Origin of the sequence: Azospirillum tabaci (genome assembly GCF_014596085.1) — a bacterium.
GTDB classification, from domain to species: Bacteria; Pseudomonadota; Alphaproteobacteria; order Azospirillales; family Azospirillaceae; genus Azospirillum; species Azospirillum tabaci.
The window spans coordinates 26,041-49,526 of the sequence record NZ_JACCJY010000022.1; the positions used below are offsets into that span (position 1 = coordinate 26,041).

Annotated in this window: 22 protein-coding genes; 10 read left to right on the plus strand and 12 right to left on the minus strand. The window is 70.7% G+C overall.

The genetic code is table 11. The features are described from left to right. Positions 1 to 129: 129 nt before the first annotated feature. The 4 genes from H0B54_RS19325 to H0B54_RS19340 form a co-directional block, all read right to left on the minus strand. Positions 130 to 2,682 (minus strand): ABC transporter ATP-binding protein/permease, encoded by a 2,553-nt coding sequence (locus tag H0B54_RS19325; protein WP_211109451.1) that lies wholly within the window; start codon positions 2,680 to 2,682, stop codon positions 130 to 132. Positions 2,683 to 2,707: 25 nt separating this feature from the next. After that, entirely contained in the window at positions 2,708 to 3,655 is a 948-nt protein-coding gene (locus H0B54_RS19330) for an ABC transporter permease subunit (RefSeq protein WP_188261683.1), read from the minus strand. Positions 3,656 to 3,665: 10 nt separating this feature from the next. After that, entirely contained in the window at positions 3,666 to 5,237 is a 1,572-nt protein-coding gene (locus H0B54_RS19335) for an ABC transporter substrate-binding protein (RefSeq protein ID WP_188261684.1), read from the minus strand. A 102-nt stretch (positions 5,238 to 5,339) separates the two neighbouring features. After that, positions 5,340 to 6,278 (minus strand): LysR family transcriptional regulator, encoded by a 939-nt coding sequence (locus H0B54_RS19340; protein WP_343068981.1) that lies wholly within the window; start codon positions 6,276 to 6,278, stop codon positions 5,340 to 5,342. 82 nt (positions 6,279 to 6,360) lie between these two features. Here H0B54_RS19340 and H0B54_RS19345 point away from each other — a divergent pair, with 82 nt between their 5' ends. Next, entirely contained in the window at positions 6,361 to 7,788 is a 1,428-nt protein-coding gene (locus H0B54_RS19345; RefSeq protein ID WP_211109452.1) for an MFS transporter, read from the plus strand. A 20-nt stretch (positions 7,789 to 7,808) separates the two neighbouring features. Here the strand turns inward: H0B54_RS19345 and H0B54_RS19350 are convergent, their stop codons facing one another. Then, entirely contained in the window at positions 7,809 to 8,288 is a 480-nt protein-coding gene (locus H0B54_RS19350; RefSeq protein WP_188261686.1) for a VOC family protein, read from the minus strand. Between the two features lie 99 nt (positions 8,289 to 8,387). On the opposite strand from H0B54_RS19350, the gene H0B54_RS19355 reads away from it, so the two are divergent. After that, positions 8,388 to 8,564, plus strand: a complete 177-nt coding sequence (locus H0B54_RS19355; RefSeq protein ID WP_188261687.1) for a hypothetical protein — start codon at positions 8,388 to 8,390, stop codon at positions 8,562 to 8,564. Positions 8,565 to 8,586: 22 nt separating this feature from the next. Here the strand turns inward: H0B54_RS19355 and H0B54_RS30290 are convergent, their stop codons facing one another. Beyond that, on the minus strand, positions 8,587 to 9,261 hold the full coding sequence (locus H0B54_RS30290) for a GntR family transcriptional regulator (RefSeq protein ID WP_211109453.1): 675 nt from the start codon (positions 9,259 to 9,261) through the stop codon (positions 8,587 to 8,589). A gap of 157 nt (positions 9,262 to 9,418) precedes the next feature. Between H0B54_RS30290 and H0B54_RS29915 the strand changes: the two genes are divergently transcribed. From H0B54_RS29915 to H0B54_RS19395, 7 genes are all read left to right on the plus strand, one after another. Continuing rightward, positions 9,419 to 10,240 (plus strand): ABC transporter permease subunit, encoded by an 822-nt coding sequence (locus H0B54_RS29915; RefSeq protein ID WP_188261688.1) that lies wholly within the window; start codon positions 9,419 to 9,421, stop codon positions 10,238 to 10,240. 65 nt (positions 10,241 to 10,305) lie between these two features. Beyond that, positions 10,306 to 11,310 carry an ABC transporter substrate-binding protein gene (locus tag H0B54_RS19370; protein WP_188261689.1) on the plus strand — a complete coding sequence of 335 codons (1,005 nt, stop codon included), beginning with the start codon at positions 10,306 to 10,308 and terminating at the stop codon, positions 11,308 to 11,310. Positions 11,311 to 11,401: 91 nt separating this feature from the next. Continuing rightward, positions 11,402 to 12,172: an ABC transporter ATP-binding protein gene (locus H0B54_RS19375; protein WP_014197869.1), complete on the plus strand. Its 771-nt coding sequence runs from the start codon at positions 11,402 to 11,404 to the stop codon at positions 12,170 to 12,172. A gap of 35 nt (positions 12,173 to 12,207) precedes the next feature. Continuing rightward, positions 12,208 to 13,056: an alpha/beta hydrolase fold domain-containing protein gene (locus H0B54_RS19380; protein ID WP_188261690.1), complete on the plus strand. Its 849-nt coding sequence runs from the start codon at positions 12,208 to 12,210 to the stop codon at positions 13,054 to 13,056. After that, positions 13,053 to 14,039, plus strand: a complete 987-nt coding sequence (locus H0B54_RS19385) for an ornithine cyclodeaminase family protein (RefSeq protein WP_188261691.1) — start codon at positions 13,053 to 13,055, stop codon at positions 14,037 to 14,039. Before H0B54_RS19380 ends, H0B54_RS19385 begins: the two co-directional genes overlap by 4 nt. A gap of 28 nt (positions 14,040 to 14,067) precedes the next feature. Further along, positions 14,068 to 15,762, plus strand: a complete 1,695-nt coding sequence (locus tag H0B54_RS19390; protein ID WP_188261692.1) for a methyl-accepting chemotaxis protein — start codon at positions 14,068 to 14,070, stop codon at positions 15,760 to 15,762. 144 nt (positions 15,763 to 15,906) lie between these two features. Beyond that, a complete protein-coding gene (locus tag H0B54_RS19395; protein WP_211109454.1) occupies positions 15,907 to 17,991 on the plus strand; it encodes an NAD(+) synthase in 2,085 nt (694 codons plus the stop codon). A gap of 20 nt (positions 17,992 to 18,011) precedes the next feature. Here H0B54_RS19395 and H0B54_RS19400 read toward each other — a convergent pair whose 3' ends face one another. The 3 genes from H0B54_RS19400 to H0B54_RS19410 are packed head-to-tail and all read right to left on the minus strand — an operon-like array spanning position 18,012 to position 20,361. Then, positions 18,012 to 18,515 carry a hypothetical protein gene (locus tag H0B54_RS19400; protein WP_188261693.1) on the minus strand — a complete coding sequence of 168 codons (504 nt, stop codon included), beginning with the start codon at positions 18,513 to 18,515 and terminating at the stop codon, positions 18,012 to 18,014. Beyond that, positions 18,512 to 20,005, minus strand: a complete 1,494-nt coding sequence (locus tag H0B54_RS19405) for a carbon-nitrogen hydrolase family protein (protein ID WP_188261694.1) — start codon at positions 20,003 to 20,005, stop codon at positions 18,512 to 18,514. The genes H0B54_RS19400 and H0B54_RS19405 overlap by 4 nt, the downstream gene beginning before the upstream one ends. After that, complete coding sequence (locus tag H0B54_RS19410; protein WP_188261695.1) at positions 19,930 to 20,361, minus strand: hypothetical protein; 432 nt, start codon at positions 20,359 to 20,361, stop codon at positions 19,930 to 19,932. Before H0B54_RS19410 ends, H0B54_RS19405 begins: the two co-directional genes overlap by 76 nt. Before the next feature lie 108 nt (positions 20,362 to 20,469). Between H0B54_RS19410 and H0B54_RS19415 the strand changes: the two genes are divergently transcribed. Further along, positions 20,470 to 21,225: an SGNH/GDSL hydrolase family protein gene (locus tag H0B54_RS19415; RefSeq protein ID WP_188261696.1), complete on the plus strand. Its 756-nt coding sequence runs from the start codon at positions 20,470 to 20,472 to the stop codon at positions 21,223 to 21,225. 171 nt (positions 21,226 to 21,396) lie between these two features. Here the strand turns inward: H0B54_RS19415 and H0B54_RS19420 are convergent, their stop codons facing one another. The 3 genes from H0B54_RS19420 to H0B54_RS19430 are packed head-to-tail and all read right to left on the minus strand — an operon-like array spanning position 21,397 to position 23,436. Beyond that, positions 21,397 to 22,131 carry an amino acid ABC transporter ATP-binding protein gene (locus tag H0B54_RS19420; protein ID WP_188261697.1) on the minus strand — a complete coding sequence of 245 codons (735 nt, stop codon included), beginning with the start codon at positions 22,129 to 22,131 and terminating at the stop codon, positions 21,397 to 21,399. Then, complete coding sequence (locus H0B54_RS19425) at positions 22,109 to 22,768, minus strand: amino acid ABC transporter permease (RefSeq protein WP_094305082.1); 660 nt, start codon at positions 22,766 to 22,768, stop codon at positions 22,109 to 22,111. Before H0B54_RS19425 ends, H0B54_RS19420 begins: the two co-directional genes overlap by 23 nt. Beyond that, positions 22,765 to 23,436: an amino acid ABC transporter permease gene (locus H0B54_RS19430; protein ID WP_188261698.1), complete on the minus strand. Its 672-nt coding sequence runs from the start codon at positions 23,434 to 23,436 to the stop codon at positions 22,765 to 22,767. Before H0B54_RS19430 ends, H0B54_RS19425 begins: the two co-directional genes overlap by 4 nt. Positions 23,437 to 23,486: the final 50 nt, after the last annotated feature.

A 23,486-nucleotide genomic window follows, 5' to 3' on the forward strand; every position in this document is an offset into this window, starting at 1 on the left:
TGATAACTCGTGACTTCAAGGGTTTGGCGTCCGCGCACACCGCGTGGCGACACCCTTTGCGCCGCCGCACAGCGCGCGCCCTGTTTCCCTCCGCTTTCCAGATATTACGGCGCATGCCCACCGTCCCCGTCAGGACGGAAGCGACGGCACGGCGGCGACCAGCCGGCGTGTGTAGGGATGCTCCGGGGCGGCGAACAGACGGTCGCCCGGCCCCTCCTCGACGATCTCGCCGGCGGCCATCACCACGACCCGATCGGCGATGGCTTCGACCACGGCGAGGTCGTGGCTGATGAACAGGTAAGTCAGCCCATGACGCTCCTTCAGCGCCACCAGGAGGCGCAGCACCTGCGCCTGCACCGACACGTCCAGGGCGGAGACCGCCTCGTCGAGAACAATGATCCTGGCCCCGGCGGCGATCGCCCGCGCGATGGCGACGCGCTGCGCCTGCCCGCCCGACAGCTCGTGCGGGTAGCGGTCCAGGATGGCGGGATCGAGATCGACCGACCGCATCAGTTCGCCCAGCCGCTCCTCCCGTTCTCCGGAGGGCACACCGGCCAGGAAGCGCAGCGGCGCGGACAGGACGCGCCGGATCGTCTTGCGCGGGTTGAGCGAGGACAGCGGGTCCTGGAAGACATACTGCACCGTTCGGCCCAAGGCCCTCGGCCCCCCGGCCGTCAGTTCGGCGAGGGGGCGGCCGTCGAGCAGGACGGTCCCGCCGGTCGGACGGTTCAGCCCGACGAGGCTGCGGGCGAGCGTCGACTTGCCGCTGCCGGACTCCCCGACGATCCCCAGCGTCTCCCCGGCGGCAACCCGCAGCGACACGGCTTTCAAGGCCGTGACCGCCGGGCGCGACCGCCCAAACAGTGATTGGCCGAACAGCGACCGGCGCGCGGCGTAGGTCTTGTCCAGACCGCGGACCTCGACCGCCCAGCCCGCCCCGGACGACTCCCGCGGCGCCGGCTCCGGGCGCCGTGACCGCCCGAGGACCGGCACGGCGGCGAGCAGACGCCGGGTGTAGGCGTGCCGCGGCCGGGTGAGGACGCTGCGGGTGCCTCCCTCCTCGACGACCGTGCCCTGGAACATCACGGCCACCCGGTCGCAGAGGCGGGCGATGACGCCGAAGTCGTGGCTGATGAAGACGACGGCGAGGTGGCGGTGTCTGCGCAGATCGTCCAGCAGGTCCAGGATCTCGGCCTGGATGGTGACGTCGAGCGCGGTGGTCGGCTCGTCGGCGATGATGAGGTCCGGGTCGTTGGCCAGCGCCATGGCGATGCCGACCCGCTGGCGCTGCCCGCCCGACAGCTCGTGCGGGTAGGCGTGGACGAGGCTGACCGGGTCGGGCAGCTTCACCGCGGCGAACAGCTCCACCACCCGCCGGTCGGCCTCGGCCCGCGGCACCGGGCGATGCGCGCGCAGAGCCTCGGCCACCTGCGCGCCGACCGGCATCAGCGGATGGAGCGTCGTCAGCGGGTCCTGGAAGACGTAGGCGATCCGCCCGCCGCGCAGCCGTTGCAACGCGCCGACCGGCAGGGCCAGCAGATCGTCCCCGCCGAACCGAACCGCGCCGCCGCGCACCACGCCCGGCGGCGAGGCGACGAGGCGCGCGATGGACAGCGCCGTGACCGACTTGCCGGACCCGGACTCGCCGATGATGCCCAGGCATTCGCCGGGGGCGACGCTCAGGCTGACGCCCTTCACCGCGTCCACCGGACCGTTCGCCGTGTCGAAGGCCGTGCGCAGGCCGGTGACCTGCAGCAGAGCGCCGGGGTCCGGCGCCGCGGTCTGGTCGCCCTCGACGGTCCGCGCCACCCGCGTGGCGGCGCCCGGCGCGCCGGGGATGCCGGAGCGCAGGCGCGGGTCGAGCGCGTCGCGCAGCCCGTCGCCGATCAGGTTCATGCTCATCACGATCAGGAAGACGACCAGCCCCGGCACCGCCGCGACGTGCGGCGCGGTGATCAGCGCCTTGCGCCCCTCGCTCAGCATCGAGCCGAGATCGGCCTGCGGCGGCTGCGACCCCAGCCCTAGGAAGGACAGGCCGGCGGTCTCCAGAATCATCCAGCCCACGGTGGTGGAGGCGGTGATAATGATCACCGGCAGGACGTTGGGCAGCACCTCGCCCAGCAGGATGCGCGCCTCGCCCATGCCGGACAGGCGCGCGGCGTCCACGAACTCCCGGCGGCGCAGGCCGGCGGTGGCGCCGCGGACGTTGCGGGCGAAGAAGGGAATGTTGGCGACCACCACGGCGTACAGCGCGTTGAGCAGCCCCGGCCCCAGCGCCGCCACGACGGCGAGCGCCAGCAGCAGGTAGGGGAAGGCCATCAGCACATCGATGCCGCGCATCAGCACGCCGTCCGTGCGCCCGCCCGCGTAGCCGGCGACGAGGCCGATGGCCGACCCGACCAGCGCCGCGAGGAGGGAGGCCGCGACGCCGACCCCCAGGCTCAGCCGCGTCCCCCAGACCAGCCGGGCCAGCACGTCGCGCCCCAGCGTGTCGGTGCCGAGCCACGCTCCGGCGCTGAAGGGCGGCAGCAGGCGCCGGGCGGGATCGATGGCGTCCGGGTCGGCCAGCGGCAGGATGGGCGCGGCGAGCGCGGCCAGGACGATCAGCGTCAGCAGGACGAGTCCCAGCGCCGCCAGCCGGTTCCGCATCACGCGGCGCAACAGGGCCAAGCCGTCCCTCACGGCGCCCCTCCCCTCACGGCGCCCCTCATGGCGCAATTCTCGGGTCGAGCAGGCGTTGCAGGATGTCGGCCAGCAGGTTGAACAGCACGTAGCTGGCCGCGACCACCAGGACGCCGCCCTGGACCAGCAGCACGTCGCGCGTCGCGATGGCGTTGACCAGCATGCGGCCGATGCCCGGCCACTGGAACACCGTCTCGATGTAGACCGCCCCACCCAGGACGAAGCCGGCCTGGATGCCGATCACCGGGATCACCGTCACCATGGCGGCGCGCAGCGCGTGGCCGAACACCACGCGGCGCTCCGTCAGCCCCTTGGCGCGGGCGGTGCGGACGAAGTCCTGGCGCAGCACCTCCAGCATGGCCGACCGCGTCAGCCGGGCGATCACCCCGGCGGCCACGATGGCCAGCGTCGCGGCCGGCAGCGCCAGATGCCACAGCAGGTCCGGCAGGTCCCCGCCGCCGTAGATGGAGACCATGCCGCTCACCGGCAGCAGGCGCCAGCGGACGGCGAAGACCAGGATCAGCAGCAGGCCGAGCCAGAAGGTCGGCATGGAGATCCCCACCAGCACGGCCAGCGTCACCAGCTTGTCGGCGAGGCCGAACTGCCGCACGGCGGACAGGACGCCGGCCAGCAGCCCCAGCACCGACGCCAGCACGAGCGCCGCACCGGCCAGCACCAGCGTGGCGGCGAAGCGCTCCGTCACCTCGTCGAGGACCGGCCGGTTGAGGCTGGAGGAGCGCCCGAGGTCGCCCGCCAGCACGTTGCCCAGCCACGTCGCGTAACGCACCGGCAGGCTGTGGTCGAGGCCGAGGTCCTGGCGGAGCCGCGCCACGTTCTCCGGCGTCGCGTAGGGGCCAAGGATCGCGGTCGCCGGGTCGCCGGGGATCAGCGCCATGATCAGGAAGACGATCACGCTGAGCCCGAACAGCACGGGGACGAGCGCCGCGAGGCGGCCGAGGATGTAGGACCCCACGGGCGCCCCCTCAGTCCTTCGACACGCGGTCGAGCAGCAGGAAGAAGGACGGCTCCAGCGCGAAGCCCCGCACCGCCGCCGTGGTGACGGCGTTCTGCTTCCAGTGCGCCACGAAGGCCCAGGGCGCGTCCTCCACGATGATCCGCTCGGCCTGCCGGTAGAGCGCCCCCCGCTCGGCCCGGTCGCCGCTGCGCCGCGCCCGTTCGAGCAGGCGGTCGAGGTCCGGATTCGCGTAGTAGCCGGAGTTGAACCCGCCCGCCTCCGGCAGGGCGCCGGAGCGCAGGGTCAGGTACGGCAGGGTGTCGGGATCGTTGGTCATCCAGGCCATCTCGGCCATGTCCGCCGCCTCGCCCAGCCCGCCGTTCACCCGCGCCAGGAAGCTGTTCCACTCGTAGGTTTCGATGGTGACGGCCAGTCCCACGGCGGCGAGGTTCGCTTGAATCGCCGTCCCCATGGCGACGGGGTCGAGCATGCCGGACCCGCCCTCCGCGACGGAAAAGGTGAGCTTCGCCCCCTCCGCCCCGGCCTCCTTCAGCAGCGCCCGCGCCTTGTCCGGGTCGTAGGGATAGCCCGTTGCCGAAGGGTCGGTGGCCCAATCGAAGGCGGGCGCGGTGGGTCCCTTGGCGGGGATCGCCGTGCCCTGCAGGATGCCGTCGGCGATGGCCCGCTTGTCGATGGCGTGATTCACCGCCTGCCGGACGCGCCGGTCCTTCAGCGGCCCGTGCCGGGTGTTCAGGATGAGGAACCAGAGGTGCGGCCCGGCCTGCTCGTGCACCCGGAAGCCGTCGCCGTCGCGGAACTGGGACAGCGCGTCGGCCGGCACCTCCACCATCACGTCCAGGCCGCCGGCCAGCATCTCCATCGCGCGGGTGTTGGGGTCGCTGACCGGGCGGAAGATCACCGCGCGCAGCTTGGCCGGCGTGCCCCAATAGTCCGGGTTGCGCTCGATGGTCAGGCGCCGGCTGCCCTGCCACTCGACGAAGCGGAAGGGGCCGGTGCCGACCGGCCGCCGGCCGAACCCCCGGCCCTCCTTCATCACGGCGGCGGGCGAGACGATCAGGCCGGTCGGGTAGGCGAGGTTGGAAAGGAAGGGCGCGAAGGGTTCCTTCAGCGTGATGCGGACGGTGAGCGGATCCGGCGCCTCGACCCGGTCGATGGCCGCGAAGAAGAAGGCCAGCGGGAAGGGGCCGGTGTCGGCGGCGGGGTGCGTCTTGTCCAGCATGCGGTCGAAGTTGAACTTCACCGCCTGCGCGTCGCAGGGCGTGCCGTCGTGGAAGGTGACGCCCGGACGCAGCGTGAAGCGGTAGGTCAGCCCGTCGTCCGAGACCGTCCACCGCTCGGCCAGAGCGGGCTCGACGTCCAGGGTTCCGGGGCGGTAGCGGACCAGCCCCTCATACAGGTTGACCAGGATGCGGAAATCGTTGGTGGCGGTGCTGACCGCCGGGTCCAGCGACGCTGGTTCCGCGATCTGACCGACGACCAGAACGTCCTTCGGCACCGGCGCCGCCCGGAGAGGCACGCCCGGCAAGGCGAGAAGGGCGCCGAGGAGCAAGCCCGCGAGCGCGCGTCGGAGTCCGGTCATCGCGTCCCAGCCGTCGAAGTCGATCCGACCGTATCAATGCCGGGAGGGCGGCATTGTTGCGTCGCTTCCGCTCCGCCGCGGCCCTGCGCCGTGTTTCGCGGGTCAGGCCGGCTCGCGGCAAGCGGCAAGAACCTGCCCGCGCAGCCAGCGGTGGGCCGGGTCGGCGTTCTGCCGGGGGTGCCACATCTGCGTCACCACGACTTCATCCAAGACGGTCGCCAGACCGGCGGGAAGCGGCAGGGTGCGCACCCCGGCCACCCCGGCGGCGAGCTGGCGTTCGGACACCAAGGCGGTCAGGTCGGAGGCGCGGACGATCGCCAGGGCCGCCGGGAAGCTCGGCACAACGGCCACAACCTTGCGGGCGAGGCCGAGGGCGGTCAGCGCCTCGTCCATCCGGTCCCGCACCAGCCCGCGCCGCGAGGTCAGCACATGGCCGCAGGCGGCGTATTGTTCCGGCGTCACCGTCTCCAGGCGGGTCAGCGGATGACCCTCCCGCACGGCGGCGACCAGCCGGTCGCGCAGCAGGCTCTGCACCTTCAGCTCCGGCGTGGTTTCCGAATGCACCCCGATGTCGAGGTCGATCAGCCCGTCCCGCAACGCCTGCGCGTCGCGGTTCCCCCGCGGAGCGAAGCGCAGCAGGACGCCGGGGGCTTCGGCGGCGACGCGGCCGACCAGCCGGGCGGCGTAGACCTCGATGAAGCTCTCGCTGGCGCGCAGGGTGAAGCTGCGCTCCAGCCGCGCGATGTCGATGGCCTCCGCCGGACGCAGCACCGCGCGGACCTCCTCGGCGAGGCCGGGCACCCGCCCGCGCAACTGGATGGCCCGCGGCGTCGGGACGAGGCCGCGCCCGGCCCGGACGAGCAGCGGGTCCCCGGTGACCTCGCGCAGGCGCGCCAGGGTGCGGCTCATCGCGGACTCGCTGAGGCCAAGCCGCCGCGCCGCCTTGACGACGCTGCCCTCCGCCAGCAGCGCGTCGAGCGCGATGAGAAGGTTGAGATCGGGATCGGCCATGGAGCCGGAGGCTAACACATGGCGTCCCATGCAGGAATAACCTGCACAGGCGGCGTCTTCCGCCATGCCAAGCGGCGAGCAAAAATGGATCCAACCCTTGTTGGAGACGCCGATGTCCCGTTCCACCATCGCCCGAACACCCGATTCCCCGCATCCCGACGGGTTGCCCATGCCCCGCCGCGCCGTGGCCGCCGCGTCGGTCATCGCCGCGATCGTGCTCGTCGTGCTCGACGGCGCCATCGCCAACATCGCCCTGCCGACTGTCGCCAACACCCTCGGCGTCGCGCCCGCCGACACCGTCTGGATCATCACCGCCTACCAGCTGGCGCTGGTGATCGCGCTCCTGCCCGTCGGCGCCCTCGGCGAGAGCCTCGGGCACCGCCGGGTGTTCACCGGCGGGGTGCTGCTGTTCACCGCGGCCTCCGCCGGCTGCGCCCTGGCGCCGACGCTGCCCTGGCTGATCGCCGCGCGCTTCGTCCAGGGGCTGGGCGGTGCGGCGGTGATGGCGCTGGGCGTCGCGCTGCTGCGCTTCGTCTATCCGCAGCGGCTGCTCGGCGCCGCCATCGGCTGGAACGCCCTGGCCATCGCCTTGGCCTCGGCGGCGGGGCCGACGATCGGGGCGGGCATCCTCGCCGTCGCCCCCTGGCCCGTCCTGTTCGCGGTCAACATCCCGGTCGGCCTCGTCGTACTGATGACCACCCGCGCGCTGCCCGCCGTCGCCGGAACCAAGCGCCGCCTCGATCCCGCCAGCGTCGCCCTCAACGCCGGATTCTTCGCTGCCCTGGTGATGGGAGCCGAGACCGTCGCGGCGCAGCCCCTGCGCGGCGGCGCGCTGCTGCTGGCCGCGGCGCTCTGCCTTGCCGGGCTGGTCCGGCGCGAAAAGGAACGCGAGGCACCGCTGGTGCCGCTCGATCTGCTGCGGGTGCGCTCCTTCCGCCTGTCGGTGGTCGCCTCCGTCCTCTGCTTCACCGGCCAGATGGCCGGCACCGTGGCCCTGCCCTTCTATCTGCAGCACGGGCTCGGCCAGGACATCGTCACGGCGGGGCTGTTCCTGGTGCCGTGGCCGCTGGCGACGGCCGTCGCGGCGCCCATCGCGGGCCGGCTGTCCGACCGCGTGGGGACGGGCTGGCTGTGCGCCCTGGGCGGCCTGCTCCTCGCCGCCGGTCTCGCCCTGGCGGCGGTCTGGCCGCTCGGGCATGACCCGCGCCCGCTGCTGGCCTTCATGGTGATGTGCGGTTTCGGCTTCGGGCTGTTCCAGACGCCCAACAACCGCAACATGCTGCTGACCGTGCCCAAGGCGCGCAGCGGCGCCGCCGGAGGGATGCAGGGCACCGCGCGCTTGGCCGGGCAGACCGCCGGGGCCGTGCTCATGACGGTGCTGTTCGCGCTCCTGACCGGCCCGGAAGCCGCGCCGCGCCTCGGCCTCGGCCTGGCGGCCGCCCTCACCCTGGCGGGCGGCCTGACCAGCCTGCTCCGCGTCCCCGCGCGCGGCGCGGCGGAGCCCATGGAAGTCGTGGAGGCGCCGGCTGCCGGCCGGTGATCCCCGCCCTCCGGGGCCCCTCAGCCGCGCCGCGCGGCCTCGATCGCGGCGACATCGATCTTCGTCATTTCCATCATCGCCTCGAACGCGCGCCTGGCTTCGTCGCCGCCGGCCGCCAGCGCCTCGGTCAGCACGCGCGGGGTGATCTGCCAGGAGACGCCCCAGCGGTCCTTGCACCAGCCGCAGGCGCTTTCCTGCCCGCCGTTGCCGACGATGGCGTTCCAGTAGCGGTCGGTCTCCTCCTGGTCGTCGGTGGCGATCTGGAACGAGAAGGCTTCGTTGTGCTTGAACGTCGGCCCGCCGTTGAGGCCAAGGCAGGGAATCCCGGCGACCGTGAACTGGACCGTCAGCACGTCGCCCGCCTTGCCGGACGGGTAGTCGCTCGGAGCGCGGTGAACGGCGCCCACCGCGCTGTCGGGAAAGACCGTGGCGTAGAAGCGGGCCGCAGCCTCCGCGTCCTTGTCGTACCAGAGGCAGATGGTGTTTTTGGCGGTCGTCATGGCGTGTCCCTTCCCTGTCGGTGCGTTGCCGATGCGCGTGAGGATACGCCCCCGCCCTTGTTGACGGGAAGGTTGCAATCCTTTTCGCAGAGGTGGCGCATGAGCGACCCGAAGAAGCCGGACGACGCCGGCATCCATCCCCCGCGCAGCTACGACCCCGACAGCAAGAAGCCGGCCAGCGACCGTGACGAGGCCGCGCCCGGCACGCCGGGAACCGGCGAGGACATCGACCCCAAGACCGGCGAGACATTCACCGAGGGCATCGGCGGCGCCTGACCAACCCTTAACCGCCCAGCCCTCATCGTCCGGCGGCTAAAGCCTGCATGGTCACGCGGGCGGCGCTGGCAATGTGCTCGTCGTAGAGCTGGCGCGTGCGCACCGTGTCGCGGGCGGTCATCGCCTCGAAGATCTCGCGGATTTCGCGGATCGTGTTGGGCAGCCGCCCCGGTTCGGCCAGCGACACCCCGCGCAGCAGCTGGATGCGGTTGTGCAGCGCCTTGAGGATCTGCGCCATCGTCGGGTTGCCGCAGCCGGCGATCAGCGTGTCGTAGAACATGGTCTTCGCCGTGCGGATGCGCGACGGCACGCCTTCCGCCGCCGCGGCCTCGAAGGCCGCCATGGCGTCGGCGAGGATCGCCCACTGCTCCGGGCTGGCCTGGGCGATGAACTCCGCCGCCGCCAAGCTCTCCAGCGCCCCGCGCACCTGATAGATCTGCCGGACATCCTCGGCCGTCAGCGTCACCACCTCCAGCCCGCGCTGGGGCACGTTGTGGACCAGCCCCTCCGCCTCCAGCTGGCGCAGGGCCTCCCGCAGGATCGGGCGGCTGACCTGCAGCGTCTCGCACAGCTCGCGCTCGACCAGCCGGTCACCGGGCGAATAGCGCCCGTCGGCGATGGCCGCGCGCAACAGGTCGATCACCTGCTGACGCAGGGGAGCGGCGACGCGGACAATATTTATCGGCAAATTTGACATAAAATTTCTCTTCTTGTCAGACAGTATGACGATCTGCTTGCGCCACACTACCACCTTCGATTAGCATACGTATCAACGACGGTCCAAGGCGGCGGCCCAGAGGGCCAAACGCCACACCCACCACACCATACCATCACCTCGCACACAGGAGGCAGGCGTGCAGCGGAGTGCACAAGCGAGCGCCGTTTCAAAAAGCGCCGGCGAGCCTGAGGCCGCGTCCGATCCCAACCGGCAGAGGCGCCGCGAGCGGCTGCTTCAAATCGGCACGCTGGTCCTGCTGCTCGCCGTCTGGGAATTCGCGGCGCGCGACGCGAACAAGCTGCTGGTCGCCGTGCCCAGCGACATTGCCGTGGCGACCTGGGAGCTGCTGCTGAACGGCGAGCTGCTCTCGGCGACGCTGGACAGCATGTCGACCTTCGTCCTGGGCTTCGTCATCGCCTCCATTATCGGCATCGTGGTCGGCTTCGCGATGGGCACGAACCGCACGGTGGAGGTGATCCTCGATCCCTACATCAACGCGCTCTACGCCATGCCGCTGGTGGCGCTGATCCCCATCCTGATGCTGTGGGTGGGCATCGGCTTCCTCGCCAAGATCACGATCATCATCCTGTTCGCGGTCTTCCCGGTGATCATCAACACGGTCACCGGCGTGAAGAACGTGGACCGGCATTACCTAGACATCGGCAAGGCCTTCATGGCCTCGCGGTTCATGGTCTACCGCCAGATCATCGCACCCTACGCCCTGCCCTACGTGGCGAGCGGCCTGCGCATCGCGCTCGGCCGCGGCATCATCGCGATGATCGTGGCGGAGTTCCTGACTTCCATCTCCGGCCTCGGCGGCCTGATCATCAACTACACCAACGCGTTCGAGACGGCCAAGGCCTTCGCCCCGGTCCTGGTGGTGGCCCTGCTCGCCAACGCGCTGACCGTCCTGGTTCAAAAGGTCGAAGAGCGTTTCGGCCGCTGGCGCCGCCGCTGACCGGCCCGTCTCTCCCGCACCACACGCGCCCCACACCACACCGGATTGAGGAAGGAAGAGGGATCATGAGCATGATGTCCCGTTCGCTGAAGGCCGCCCTGCTGGCGGGGGCCTTCTCCGTGGCGATGAGCACCGCCGCGCTCGCCGCCGACGCGCTGAAGATCGGCATGCCGGCCAAGATGTTCCTGAACCTCGTCGAGTTCGTCGCGCAGGACCAGGGCTTCTACGAGAAGAACGGCCTGACGGTGGAGCTGGTGCACATCGCCGACAGCTCCATCCCCGTGCGCTCCCTGATCGCCGGGGAGCTGGACATCAGCCAGGCCGGCATGTCGGAGACGCTGGCGGCGGCCGACAAGGGCGGCGCGCTGAAGACCATCGGCGGCGTCCACACCGGCCTGCACTACGCCTTCTACGCCAACGCCGCTTCCGGCGTGAAGGACGTCACCGACCTGCCGGGCAAGAAGGTCGGCATCTCCTCCCCCGGCTCGCTGCCGCACGTCGTCATCACCGCCCTGATGCGTCAGGCCGGCATGAGCGAGGAGCAGATCAAGTCGGTCCAGTGGGTCTCGCTGAAGGGCTCCTCGGCCCGCATCAACGGCATCCTGACCGGCACCATCGACGCGACCGTCTCCAACTACGACCCGAAGGCCGCGCACGACAAGAACGCCAAGGTGCTGTTCGTTGTCTCCAAGAAGCTGCCCAACTACGTGATGACCCCCTGGGACGTGAACGACCAGACCATCGCCAAGAAGCGCGACGTGCTGAAGCGCTTCGTCAAGGCGGAGCTGGAGGCGACCCGCTGGATCTTCGACAACGAGAAGGGCGCGCTCGACGTCGCGAAGAAGCACTTCGACTACAACGACGAGCAGCTCGCCGAGTTCTACGAGTTCTACAAGGTCGGCGGCATCTGGAACCCGAACGGCACCGTCACCGCCGAGCAGGCCAAGTACATGCAGGAGCTGAACGTCGAAGGTGGCCTGCAGAAGGCCGTCCACCCGGCCGAGAAGGTACTGGACACCAGCATCGTCCAGGAGGTGCTGGCGGAGATCGGCACCTACAAGCAGCCGTAATCCCGTCGGGGCCGGCGGCGCACCGCCGGCCCCCTCCCTCCCCGTTGCCCCATTCCGCCCGCCGTCCCGCTTCAAGACCCGGTGCCGTCCCATGCCCAAGCTGTCCGTCCGCAACCTGACCAAGCGTTTCCCGGTGTCCGGAGGGCCGTCGATGACCGCGCTCGACGGCGTCGACCTGGACGTGGAGGAGGGTGAGTTCATCGCCTTCGTCGGACCCAGCGGCTGCGGCAAGACCACGCTGCTGCGCATCATCCAGGGGCTGGAGACGGCGACCAGCGGCGAGATCCGCATCGATGGCAAGCCGGTCACCGGCCCCGGCCACGACCGCGGCTTCGTCTTCCAGCAATACGGCCTGCTGCCCTGGCTGACCGCCGCCCAGAACATCGGTTTCGCGCTGGAGGCCAAGGGCATCCCCGCCGCCCGCCACGGCGAGACGACGGAGCGCGTGCTCGCCACCGTCGGGCTGAAGGGCTTCGGCGACCGCTTTCCGCACCAGCTCTCCGGCGGCATGCAGCAGCGCGTCGGCATCGCCCGCGCCCTGGCGATCGAGCCGGAGATCATGCTGCTCGACGAGCCGTTCGGCGCGCTCGACGCGCTGACCCGCGAGATTTTGCAGAACGAGATGCTCGGCCTGACCGAGCGCATGGGCAAGACGATCCTCTTCGTCACCCACAGCGTGGACGAGGCCGTCTGCCTCGCCGACCGGGTGGTGGTCATGTCGCCCCGCCCCGGCCGCATCCGCGAGATCGTGCCCATCGACATCCCGCGCCCGCGCGCCAGCCTGGGCGAGGCGCTGCGCGACACGCCGGAATACGTCGCCAAGCGGCACCAGCTGTGGACCCAGCTGATGGATCTGGTCTGAGCACCCCCCTTCTCCGGAACCCAGGAGGCCCCATCGTGTCAGTCGTCCCTGACGATCACGAGTGGCAGTACAACCCCCGCCATTCCGTTCCCGACTTCGCGCGCCACGCCGAGCGCGCCGCGGAGCTGAGCCGGGCCGTCCGCGAGCGCCGCGCCGCGCGCTACGACATCGCCTACGGCGACAGTCCGTTGTCCACGCTCGACGTGTTTCCGGCGGCCACACCCGGCGCCCCGCTGCACGTCTTCCTGCACGGCGGCTACTGGCGCGGGCGTGACAAGGCCGACTACAGCTACGTCGCCGACGCGCTGGTGCCGCGCGGCGTCACGACCGTGGTTATGAACTACGACCTGTGCCCGGCGGCGACCCTGCCGGAGATCGCGCGGCGCACCCGCGAGGGGCTGCGCTGGATTCACCGCAACGCGGCCTCGCTGGGCGGTGATCCCGCCCGCCTCACCGTGTCGGGCCATTCCGCCGGGGCGCATCTGATCGCCATGGCGCTGGCCGACGACGCCGGGGCGGACCGTCTGGAGGATGGCACCGTCAAGGCCGCCGTCCTGATCAGCGGCATCTACGAGCTGGCGCCGGTGCTGGACATCACCGTCAACGAGACCATCGGTCTGCGCCCGGAGATGGTCGACGGGGTCAGCCCGATGCGCCACCCGCCCTCCAGCGCCACGGCCCTGACGGTCGTCGTCGGCTCGGCGGAGACTCCCGCCTGGATCGCCCAGTCGCGCGACTTCGCCACGCTGTGCCAGTGCCGCGGCTCACGCTGCACCTATCACACGCTGGCCGGGGAGGATCACTTCTCGATCATGGCACGGATGGAAAGGCCGGACGACGCGCTGTCGCGGCTGGTGCTCGACGCCGCGGGAGTAAAAGAATGATCGTCATCGATGAAAACGCCGCCCGCCGTCTGGTGTCCCCCGCCGATGCCATCGACGCCATGGACATGGCCTTCCGCGAAGTCTCCCGCGGGCAGGCGCGCAACTTCCCGGTGGTTCGCGAACGGCTGCTGCCGGGACCGGACGTCTACGGCATCAAGGCCGGCGGCGACCTCGCCATCGGGCTGCTCGGGCTGAAGATCGGCGGCTACTGGACGGGCAACCGCGCCCGCGGCCTGACCAACCACCAGTCCACCACCGTGCTGACCGACCCGGAGACCGGCTGCCCGACAGCGCTGGTCAGCTCCAACCATTTGACCGGGCTGCGCACCGCCGCCGCCTGCGCCATCGGCATCCGCGAACTGGCCCGGCCCGACGCGCGGGTGCTCGCCCTGATCGGCACCGGCGGGCAGGCGGCGCACCATCTGGAGGCGGCGCTTCTGGTGCGCGGCTTCGACCGCATCCTGCTGGCCAACCGCGACCGCGCGCGGGCCGAGGAGCTGGCGGCCTCCTTCGCCGGGCGGCTGCCCGTCGAGGTCGTGGACGCCGAGACCGCGGCGCGCAACGCCGACGTGCTCATCACCCTGACGACGGCGCGCGAGCCGGTGGTCCAGGCCGGCTGGGTCCGTCCCGGCACGCACATTTGCGCCATGGGCGCCGACACCGTCGGCAAGCAGGAGCTGGACCCCGCGATCCTGCTCGGCTCCTCCGTCTGGGTGGACGACTGGGCGCAGGCCTCCGCGCTCGGCGAATGCCAGCACGCTCTGGCGCACGGCCTGACCCGCGAGTCCATCCGCGGCACGCTGTGCGACGTGCTGGAGGGCAAGGCGCCCCGCCGCGCCCACACGGACGAGATCACCGTCTTCGATTCCACCGGCATGGGCATCCAGGATCTGGCGATCGCCGCCTGGGCCGTCCGTGCTGCCGACTCCGCCGCCGGAACCGACACCGGCTTACCCATCCACCGCATCGATTTAGCGCGCTGACCCGCAAGAGGGCGCGACCGAGGCCGACATGCAGTTGAAGAATGTGCGCATCGCCGGGAAGATTCTCGGCATCGTCGTGGTGCTGGGCACCGTTTCGGTGTCCACCGCCCTGGTCAGCGGCTACGGCCTCGCCACGCTCGGCGGGGAGCTGAACCGGGTCGAGGAGGCGGGGCGCGAGGCGACGCAGGGCGCCCGGCTGAACCGCTATCTGGTCGAGCTGAGCCGCGCCGAGTACCAGATGGGCGCCAACCCGGCCAGCGTCGCCACCATCGAGGCGGTCGTCGCCGACCGCAAGGCCGGGGTCCGCGCCCATCTGGAGCACGCCCGCACCGCCGCCGACGCGCAGCAGCGTCCGCTGCTTGACGGCATCGAGACCCAATACGCCGCATATATCAAAAGCCTGGACGCCACGGTGGAGGCGGCGAAGAAGCACGCCGACATGGGCATCACCTACGCCCGGCGCGAGGTGCTGAACAACGTCTCCGGCAGCCAGGAGCAGGTCGAGGCGTTGATCCGCGCCGTCCAGGACTACAACGGCCTCACCGTCGCCAAGACGGCGCGGATCTCCGAGGAGGCGGAAGCGCTGGCCGACCGGACCACGTGGCTGATCGCCGCGGTCGCCCTGCTCGGCATCCTCGCCAGCGGGCTGATCGGGCGCTGGCTGTCGGCGCGCGGCATCGTCGCCCCCATCGTGGAGGCGGTGTCCTGCCTGCGCCGTCTGTCCGGCGGCGACCTGACGGTGGTCATCACCGGCGCCGACCGCCGCGACGAGGTCGGCGACATCGCGCGGGCGCTCGCCGTCTTCAAGGACAACGCGCTCGACCGCCAGCGCATCCAGGCGGAGCAGGAGGCCGAGGCCCGGCACAAGCTCGACCGCGCCGAGGCGGTCGGCGCGACGATCCTGCGCTTCGACCGCGAGGTCGGCGAGGCCCTGCACGTCATGAAGGACGCCGCCGCCGCGCTGGAGGCCACCGCCAACTCCCTGTCCGCCGGGGCGGAGCAGGCGTCGGAACGGATGACCGTCGTCGGCGCCGCCGCCGAGCAGACCGCCGCCAACGTCCAGACGGTCGCCGCGGCGACGGAGGAGATGACCTCCACCGTTCAGGAGGTGTCGCGCCAGATGAACGAGGCGCGCGGCTTCGCCGACGAGGCGTCGCGGCAGGCCCAGCAGGCCCAGGAGCGGGTCGGCGCCCTGACCGAGTCCGGCCAGCGCATCAACGAGGTGATCGACCTCATCCAGGGCATCGCCAGCCAGACCAACCTGCTGGCGCTGAACGCCACCATCGAGGCGGCCCGCGCCGGCGAGGCCGGCAAGGGCTTCGCCGTGGTGGCGAGCGAGGTCAAGCAGCTCGCCAACCAGACGGCGCAGGCGACCGACGAGATCCGCAGCCAGGTCGGCTCCATGCAGGAGACCATCGGCGGCGCGGTGTCCGCCATCCAGACGATCGCCACGGTGATCTTCCGCCTGAACGAGATGGCCACCGCCGTCGCCGCCGCGGTCGAGCAGCAGGGTGCGGCCACCGCCGAGATCGGCCGCAACGCCGTCCAGGCGGCGCAGGGCACGGCGGAGGTGACCGGGACCATCGGCACGCTGCGCGTCGCCTCCGAATCGACGGCCACGGGATCGGCGCAGGTCCTGCAATCCGCCCGCGAGGTGGCCGGCCGCGCCGTGGCCCTCAAGGGCAGCGTCGACGCCTTCATCGCCGAGGTGAAGACCGCCTGATCCCTCCCCCAATCCATCGGCCATGATCAATGGGTTGAGCGACGCGCCGGCAACCGCCAGAATGCGGTGGGCGAGACGACCGGCGGCCTCCGCCGGTTTCCCTCTTGCGTGCATTACCGCAAGACCGGTTGGGAGAGGATCACGATGACGGTTGACGGCGCGGCTCGGACCTTGAGCTTTGGATCACTCTACCGCCATGGGATGGCCCGGGTCGCCGCCTGCACGACGCCCTGCACGATCGCCGACCCCATGGCGAACGCCGCGGCGGTGCTGGACAGCGTGCGGGAGTGCGACGGGCAGGCGGTCGCCGTCGCGCTGTTTCCCGAGCTGGCGCTGTCCGGCTACGCCATCGACGACCTGTTCCTTCAGGACTGCCTGCTCGACGCCGTGGAGAAGGCCATCGCCCACCTCGTGGAGCAGTCGCGTGACCTGATGCCGCTGATCCTCGTCGGCGCGCCGCTGCGCCACGCCGGACGCGTCTACAACACGGCGGTCGCCGTGCATCGCGGCCGGCTGCTGGGCGTGGTTCCCAAGGTCCATCTTCCCAATTACCGGGAATTCTACGAGCGCCGCCATTTTGCGTCCGGCGCCGGGACCGAGGGCGGCACGATCCGCATCGGCGCCCAAGACGGCGCCCTCGACGCCCCGTTCGGCCCCGACCTGCTGTTCGCGGCGGAGGATCTGGACGGGCTGGTGGTCCATGCCGAGGTCTGCGAGGACCTCTGGGTCGCCGTCCCGCCCAGCTCCGAGGCGGCGCTGGCCGGGGCGACGGTGCTGGCGAACCTGTCGGCCAGCAACATCACCATCGGCAAGGCGGAGACCCGCCGCCTGCTCTGCAAGTCGCAATCGGCGCGCTGCATCGCCGCCTATCTCTACTCCTCCGCCGGGGCCGGCGAGTCCACCACCGATCTGGCTTGGGACGGGCAGGCGTCGATCTTCGAGAACGGCGAGACGCTGGTCGAGACCGAGCGCTTTCCCAAGGGCGCCCAGATGGCCGTCGCCGACGTCGACCTCGACGTTCTGCGCCAGGAACGGCTGCGCATGGGCACCTTCGACGACAACCGCCGCCTGCACGGGACGCCCACCGGCGGTTTCCGGCGGATCGCCTTCCGCGTCGATCCGCCCGGCGGGGATGTGGGGCTGCGCCGCAGCGTTCCCCGCTTCCCCTTCGTCCCGGCGGTGCGGGAGCGTCTGGAACTCGACTGCTACGAGGCTTACAACATCCAGGTCGCCGGGCTGGTCCAGCGGCTGCGGGCCACGGGCATGCCGCGCGTGGTGATCGGCGTCTCGGGCGGGCTGGATTCCACCCATGCCCTGATCGTCGCCGCCCGCGCCATGGACCTGCTCGACCGGCCGCGCACCGACATTCTCGCCTTCACGATGCCGGGCTTCGGCACCAGCGACAAGACCAAGGGCAACGCGCTCCGCCTGATGAGCGCGCTCGGCGTGTCGCATCACGAACTCGACATCCGCCCCGCCGCCAACCAGATGCTCAAGGACATGGATCACCCCTACGCCCGCGGCGAGGCGGTGTACGACGTGACCTTCGAGAACGTCCAGGCGGGGCTGCGCACCGACTACCTGTTCCGCCTCGCCAACCAGCGGGGCGGGATCGTGTTGGGGACCGGCGACCTGTCCGAGCTGGCGCTGGGTTGGTGCACCTACGGCGTCGGCGACCAGATGGCCCATTACAACGTCAACTCCGGCGTCCCGAAGTCGCTGATCCAGCATCTGATCCGCTGGGTCATCGGCTCCCGCCAGTTCCAGGACGAGGTTCTAGACACGCTGGGCGCCATCCTGGCGACCGAGATTTCGCCGGAACTGGTCCCCGCCGACAGCGACCGCGCCCTGCAGAGTTCGGAGGCCGTCGTCGGCCCCTACGAGCTTCAGGATTTCCACCTGTTCTACACGCTGCGCTACGGCCTGCGCCCGTCGAAGATCGCCTTCCTCGCCCTGCACGCCTGGTCCGATGCGGAGCGCGGCGACTGGCCCGCGGGCTATCCGGTCGAGAAGCGCAGCGCCTACACGCTGGCCGAAATCCATTCCTGGCTGCGCGTCTTCATCCAGCGCTTCTTCGGCTTCAGCCAGTTCAAGCGCTCGGCCATGCCCAACGGGCCGAAGGTGACGGCGGGCGGCTCCCTGTCCCCGCGCGGCGACTGGCGCGCGCCGTCCGACGGCAACGCCCGCATCTGGCTGGAGGAGCTGGAGCGCGAGGTGCCGAAGGAGTAACCGCCCTACCCCGCGACCCCCTAACCCGCGGCGGTGGTCCGTTCGTTCATCACCAGCCGCCCGGCCGGCCAGGAGCGGACCAGACCGGCGGCGCGCAGTTCCGGCAGGGCGCGGGCCACCGCGTCGTGCGACAGGCCCGTCGCCTCGACCAGGGCCGGCCCCGATTTCGCTCCGTCCGCCAGGGCGCGCAGCACCGCTGCGGTCGGCGTTCCGGCCTGGGCGAGCGCCGCCTCGCTGCGGGCGGGCCGGTTCGCCCGGCCGGCGGCGACCAGCGCGGCGACGGCGCGGAGCTGCCCCAGCCGGTGCATCGCGTCGGGGCTGCGGTCCTCGCGCAGGGCCAGCGCCGTGTGGCAGCGGGCGACCTCCCGGGCCAGGGCGGCGAGATCGGCGGCGCGATCCTGCACGAGGCACAGCGCCGCCTCCTCGGCGAGGGTGTCGAGGTCCGCGTCGGCCTCGTCCCAGCGTCCGGCCGCGACGGCCTCCCGGATGTCGTCGGCCAGTGCCCGATACGCCTCCCCGCTCATGGACAGCCCTCCGTCTTCAACTCCGCCCAACTCCGCGGTTCCCAGCGCGCCGCGACGCAGCCGGGCTCCGGCGCGTCGATGGGAAGCGACAGCCGGCGGATGCGCGAACTCTGCGCCGGGTCGGCGCGCGGCTGGAAAAACAGCGCGACCCCGCAATCGGTGATGCGCTTGTCCTCCTGCCCGTCGGCGTCGCAGACACGGTTGAAGCGGTGCGAGAAGGACATGCTGTTCGCCACCACCACCCGGCACGACCCGGCGCGGGAGGACTCGTCGCCGGCATGGGCCTGCCACCGCTCCTCCGTCAGGCCGGCGTCCATCACCGGGGTGACGATCCAGTCCAGCAGCTTGGCCCGGCACAGCCACGCCGCCGGTTTCTCGCGCCCGAGATCCTCGCAGATCATCACCGCCAGCCGGCCCATGTTGGGCAGCTCGACGATGGTGACTCCGTCCCCCGGCGCGATGAACTCCTTCGCCTCGTCGAGCAGCCGGCCGTCCGGGCCTCGCACGTCGTAGGAGCGGCACTGGTCGGCATCGAGGTCCCAACAGTGCAGCTTGGTCTGGCAGAACATCTCGGCCCCCGTCCGGTCGAGCAGGACCGCCGTGCTGCGCGGCTTTCCACCCATCTCGCCATCCTGCCGGACTCCGACGAGCACGTAGCGGATCGGCCCGTCCACGGCCTGCCGCCGCACCGCCGCCTTTATGGCGCCGAGCGTCGCGGGATCGGCGGCCACCTCGGGAAACACGACGATGGTCGCGCCTTCGGCGGCCAAGGCGTCGATGGCCGACGAGGCGCGAGCGCCGAGATCACCGGGAGTCGCAGCGTACCAGTCCGCACCGTCCTTGGAAAAAGTCCCAAGGACGAGATCCTCCTCGGCCAGGGCGAGCGGCACGACGCCGACGACGGGCGCCCAATCGGGATCGCTGGGGCACTGGTCGGCGACCTCGGCGACGCGATGGAAAGCCACCGAGACGGGCCGTTCGCCGTCCTCGCCGTGGGGGCACTCCGCCGCGAGGGTCGGCGGCAGCAGAAGCAGGGTGTGGAACAGGTCGGCCGCGTCGAAGGACCCGCGCAGGGGCGTGACCTCCCGGATGTTCACCGAGCGGTCGAACAGGCCGGGCCGCAGGATGAGCTGGCCCTCGGCGGCGTCGCTGTTGAAGCGCCCGTGCCGCTTGTACCATTGCCGCGCCCGCAGACGACCATCGGACAGCGCGCTTCGCGACAGGAAGCGCGACGCCAGCGGCGCGAACCATTGATCGATGGCCTGAGCCGCCAGCACACACCGTTCCAGCGGCGTCCGCTCGTCGGACGAGTCGACCCAGGCCTTGAGAGCGTCGGTGCCGTCGCCGGCATCCAACAACTCCGCCAGACGACGCAGCACACCGCCCGCATCGTCCGGCGCGAATTCCAGGCGCTCTACGGCGCGCTCGGTCTCTTTCGGGTTTCGATCCAGTTGGTGCCGCAGCGCAACGAACAGATCAGCCAGATGCATGCCTTCAACCCCGCGAAGCGACGGGACGGGCCGGGACGGCCGTTCTGTTGAACAGCGCGACTGCGGCTTGGTCTCGCGGTTACGTTGCCAAGCGAGGGCGCCCCGCCCTGAGCCTCACGTCGTCGCGCGCCGGTTGGACCCGGCCGCAGCGCCTCGTCGGTCCGCACGATCCCGCAGGCGAGCACGACATGATACGCGCCGACCCGCAGCGAATAGGCGCCGGGAAAGCGCAGGAAGCGCGACAGGAAGAGCCGTTGCGGCGCCTGCCCCACCCACTGCGCGGCGAGTGACGCCGCATCGACGTCGGTGAACAGCAGCCAGGTGAGCTTGGCGAAGCCTCCTTTTTGACGAGGCACGAAAAGGGGTTGGCCGCCCCCTCGCTTAGCGATGCATTAACCATGACCGCCGGACCATCGCTCCCAGGCAGCGTGCCTTGACGGCGCAAACCAAGGGGAGCGTGGTTCATGACGGGACGGGTGCTTGGCGGAGTGTTGGCCGCTTGGGTCTTGTGGAGCGGTGCCGCCGCGGCGTCGGCGCTTTGCCCGGTCCCGCCCGGTGCGGATTCAGCCGCCTCCGGCTTGACTCACAGCCGGGCCGCCCTGGCCGCCGGGCGCCCGTTGACGGTCGTCGCGGTGGGGTCGTCCAGCACGGAAGGCGTCGGGGCCACCACCATCACCGCCACCTACCCCGCCCAGCTCGACGCCATTCTGGAGCAGCGTCACGCCGCCTCGGCCATCGAGGTCCTGAACAAGGGCATCGGCGGCGAGACGGCGGGGGCCAACCTCGTCCGCTTCGACAAGGACGTGCTGGCCGCCAAGCCGGATCTCGTGGTCTGGCAGGTCGGGACCAACGACAGCTTCCAGAAGGTGCCGCTCGACGCTTTCGCCGCCACCCTGCGCGACGGCATCGCCCGGATCCGCAAGACCGGTGCGGACGTCATCCTGATGAACCCGCAGTCCTTCCCCGGTGAGGCCAAGGTCGACTCCTACGCCGTCTACGCGTCCACCGTGGTCGCGCTGGGCCGCGAACTCGACGTGCCGGTGCTCGACCGCTACCGCATCATGGCCTGGTGGCTGGAGAGCCGGCACTTCGCCGCCGATCAGGTGCTGAGCAGCGACGGCCTGCACCTGAAGGACCTCGGCTACCGCTGTCTGGCGGAGTTCGTCGCCGACATGATCGACACCCCGCGGGTGGTGAGCGAGAAGACCGCGGCGCGCTGAGCGTCTCTAAACATCCCTCTCCCGCCCCGGGAGAGGGTGCCCGCGAAGCGGGCGGGTGAGGGTCGCGCGAGGATCAAGACACCAATCCTCGGCAGTACCCTCACCCTTCCCACGCCTGCGGCGCGGGGCCCTTCCCTCTCCCGGGGCGGGAGAGGGACTATCGTTCCCCAGTCAGACCACCAGCTGCGCGCCCAGGAACTGCCGGAGTTCCGGGGTGCTGGGGTTGCCGAAGACCTCCTCGGGCGGGCCGATCTCGTGCACGCGGCCCTGGTGCATGAAGACCACCCGGTCGCAGACCTCGCGGGCGAAGCGCATCTCGTGGGTCACCATCATCAGCGTCATGCCGTCGGCGGCCAGCTCCTTCACCACCGCCAGCACCTCGTTCACCAGCTCCGGGTCCAGCGCGGAGGTGATCTCGTCGCACAGCAGGGCCATCGGCTGCATCGACAGCGCCCGCGCGATGGCGACGCGCTGCTGCTGACCGCCGGAGAGCTGGTCGGGGTAGGCATCGAACTTATGGCCCAGCCCCACCCGCTCCAGCATGCGGCGAGCCATCGCCTCCGCCTCGCCCGCGGGCGTCTTCTTGACGACCATCTGCGACAGCATGACGTTGCGCCCCGCCGACAGGTGCGGGAACAGGTTGAACTGCTGGAAGATCATGCCGACCTTCAGCCGCAGCGCCTTCAGGTGGAGGTCGTCGTTGATGAGCTGGGCGCCGGCCACCATGATCGAGCCGTCGTCGATCATCTCCAGCCCGTTGACGCAGCGCAGAAGCGTGCTCTTGCCCGAACCGCTCTTGCCGATGATGGCGACGACCTCGCCGCGCTCGACGTCCAGGTTGATCCCCTTCAGGACTTCGACGTCGCCGAAGCGCTTCTTCACCTCAGTGATTGCGATGAGCGACATTGAGCTTCCTTTCCAGAATCTGGCTGCTCTTGGACAGGGGCCAGCACAGCGCGAAGTAGATCAGGGCGACCAGCCCGTAGACGGTGAAGGGTTCGAAGGTCGCGTTGGTGACGACCGTGCCGGCCTTGGACAGCTCCACGAAGCCGATGATCGAGGTCAGCGCCGTGCCCTTCACCACCTGCACGGAGAAGCCGACGGTGGGCGGGACGGCGACCCGCACCGCCTGGGGCAGGATCACGTAGCGCATCTGCTGGACGTAGCCCATGCCGAGGCTGGCCGACGCCTCCCACTGACCGCGGGCGACCGATTCCACGCAGCCGCGCCAGATCTCCACCAGGAAGGCCGCCGTCCACAGGATCAGCGCCAGCCCGGCGGCCAGCCAGGCCGGAACGTCGATGCCGAACAGGCCGAGCCCGAAGAAGGCGAGGAAGAGCTGCATCAGCAGCGGCGTGCCCTGGAACAGCTCGACATAGCCCTGGACGAACATCCGTCCGGCCCGCGCCTTGCCGATCCGCAGGTAGAGCAGCGCCATCCCCAGCAGCCCGCCGCCGATGAAGGAGACGAGCGAGAGGACCACCGTCCAGCGCGCCGCCAGCAGCAGGTTGCGCAGGATGTCCCACAGGGTGAAGGTCATCATCGCGCGGCCCTCTGCGGGAACAGCATCCGCCCGACGCCGCGCAGCGCCTGCCGCAGGGCCAGCGCCAGCAGCAGGTAGAGGCCGGTGGTCAGGAAATAGCTTTCGAAGGCGCGGAAGGTCCGCGACTGGATGAAGTTGGCGGCGAAGGTGATGTCCTCCGCCGCGATCTGCGACACCACCGCCGAACCCAGCATGACGATGACGATCTGCGACGACAGCGCCGGCCAGATCCGTTGCAAGGACGGGATCAGCACGACGTGGCGGAAGGTCTCGAACCGCGTCATGGCGAGGCTGGCCCCGGCCTCGAACTGGCCGCGCGGGGTGGCCTCGATGCCGGCGCGGATGATCTCGCCGCTGTAGGCGCCGAGGTTGATGACCATCGCCAGAACCGCCGCCTGGAACTCGGTCATCTGCACGCCGAGCGACGGCAGGCCGAAGAAGATGAAGAACAGCTGGATCAGGAAGGGCGTGTTGCGGATCAGCTCCACATAGGCGACGACCGGTGGGCGCAGCCAGCGCGGGCCGAGCGACCGCGTCCAGGCGCAGGCGATGCCCAGCGCCACCCCGAACAGCGTGCCGATCAGAGTCAGTTCGACCGTCGTCACCAGCCCCTTCAGGATGACGGGCCAGTATTCGGCGATCCACGAATAATCGAAGCGGTAGGTCATGCGGCCCTCCGGTCAGCCCCCCGTACGCCGGGGCGCCGTGGCGGCTAAAG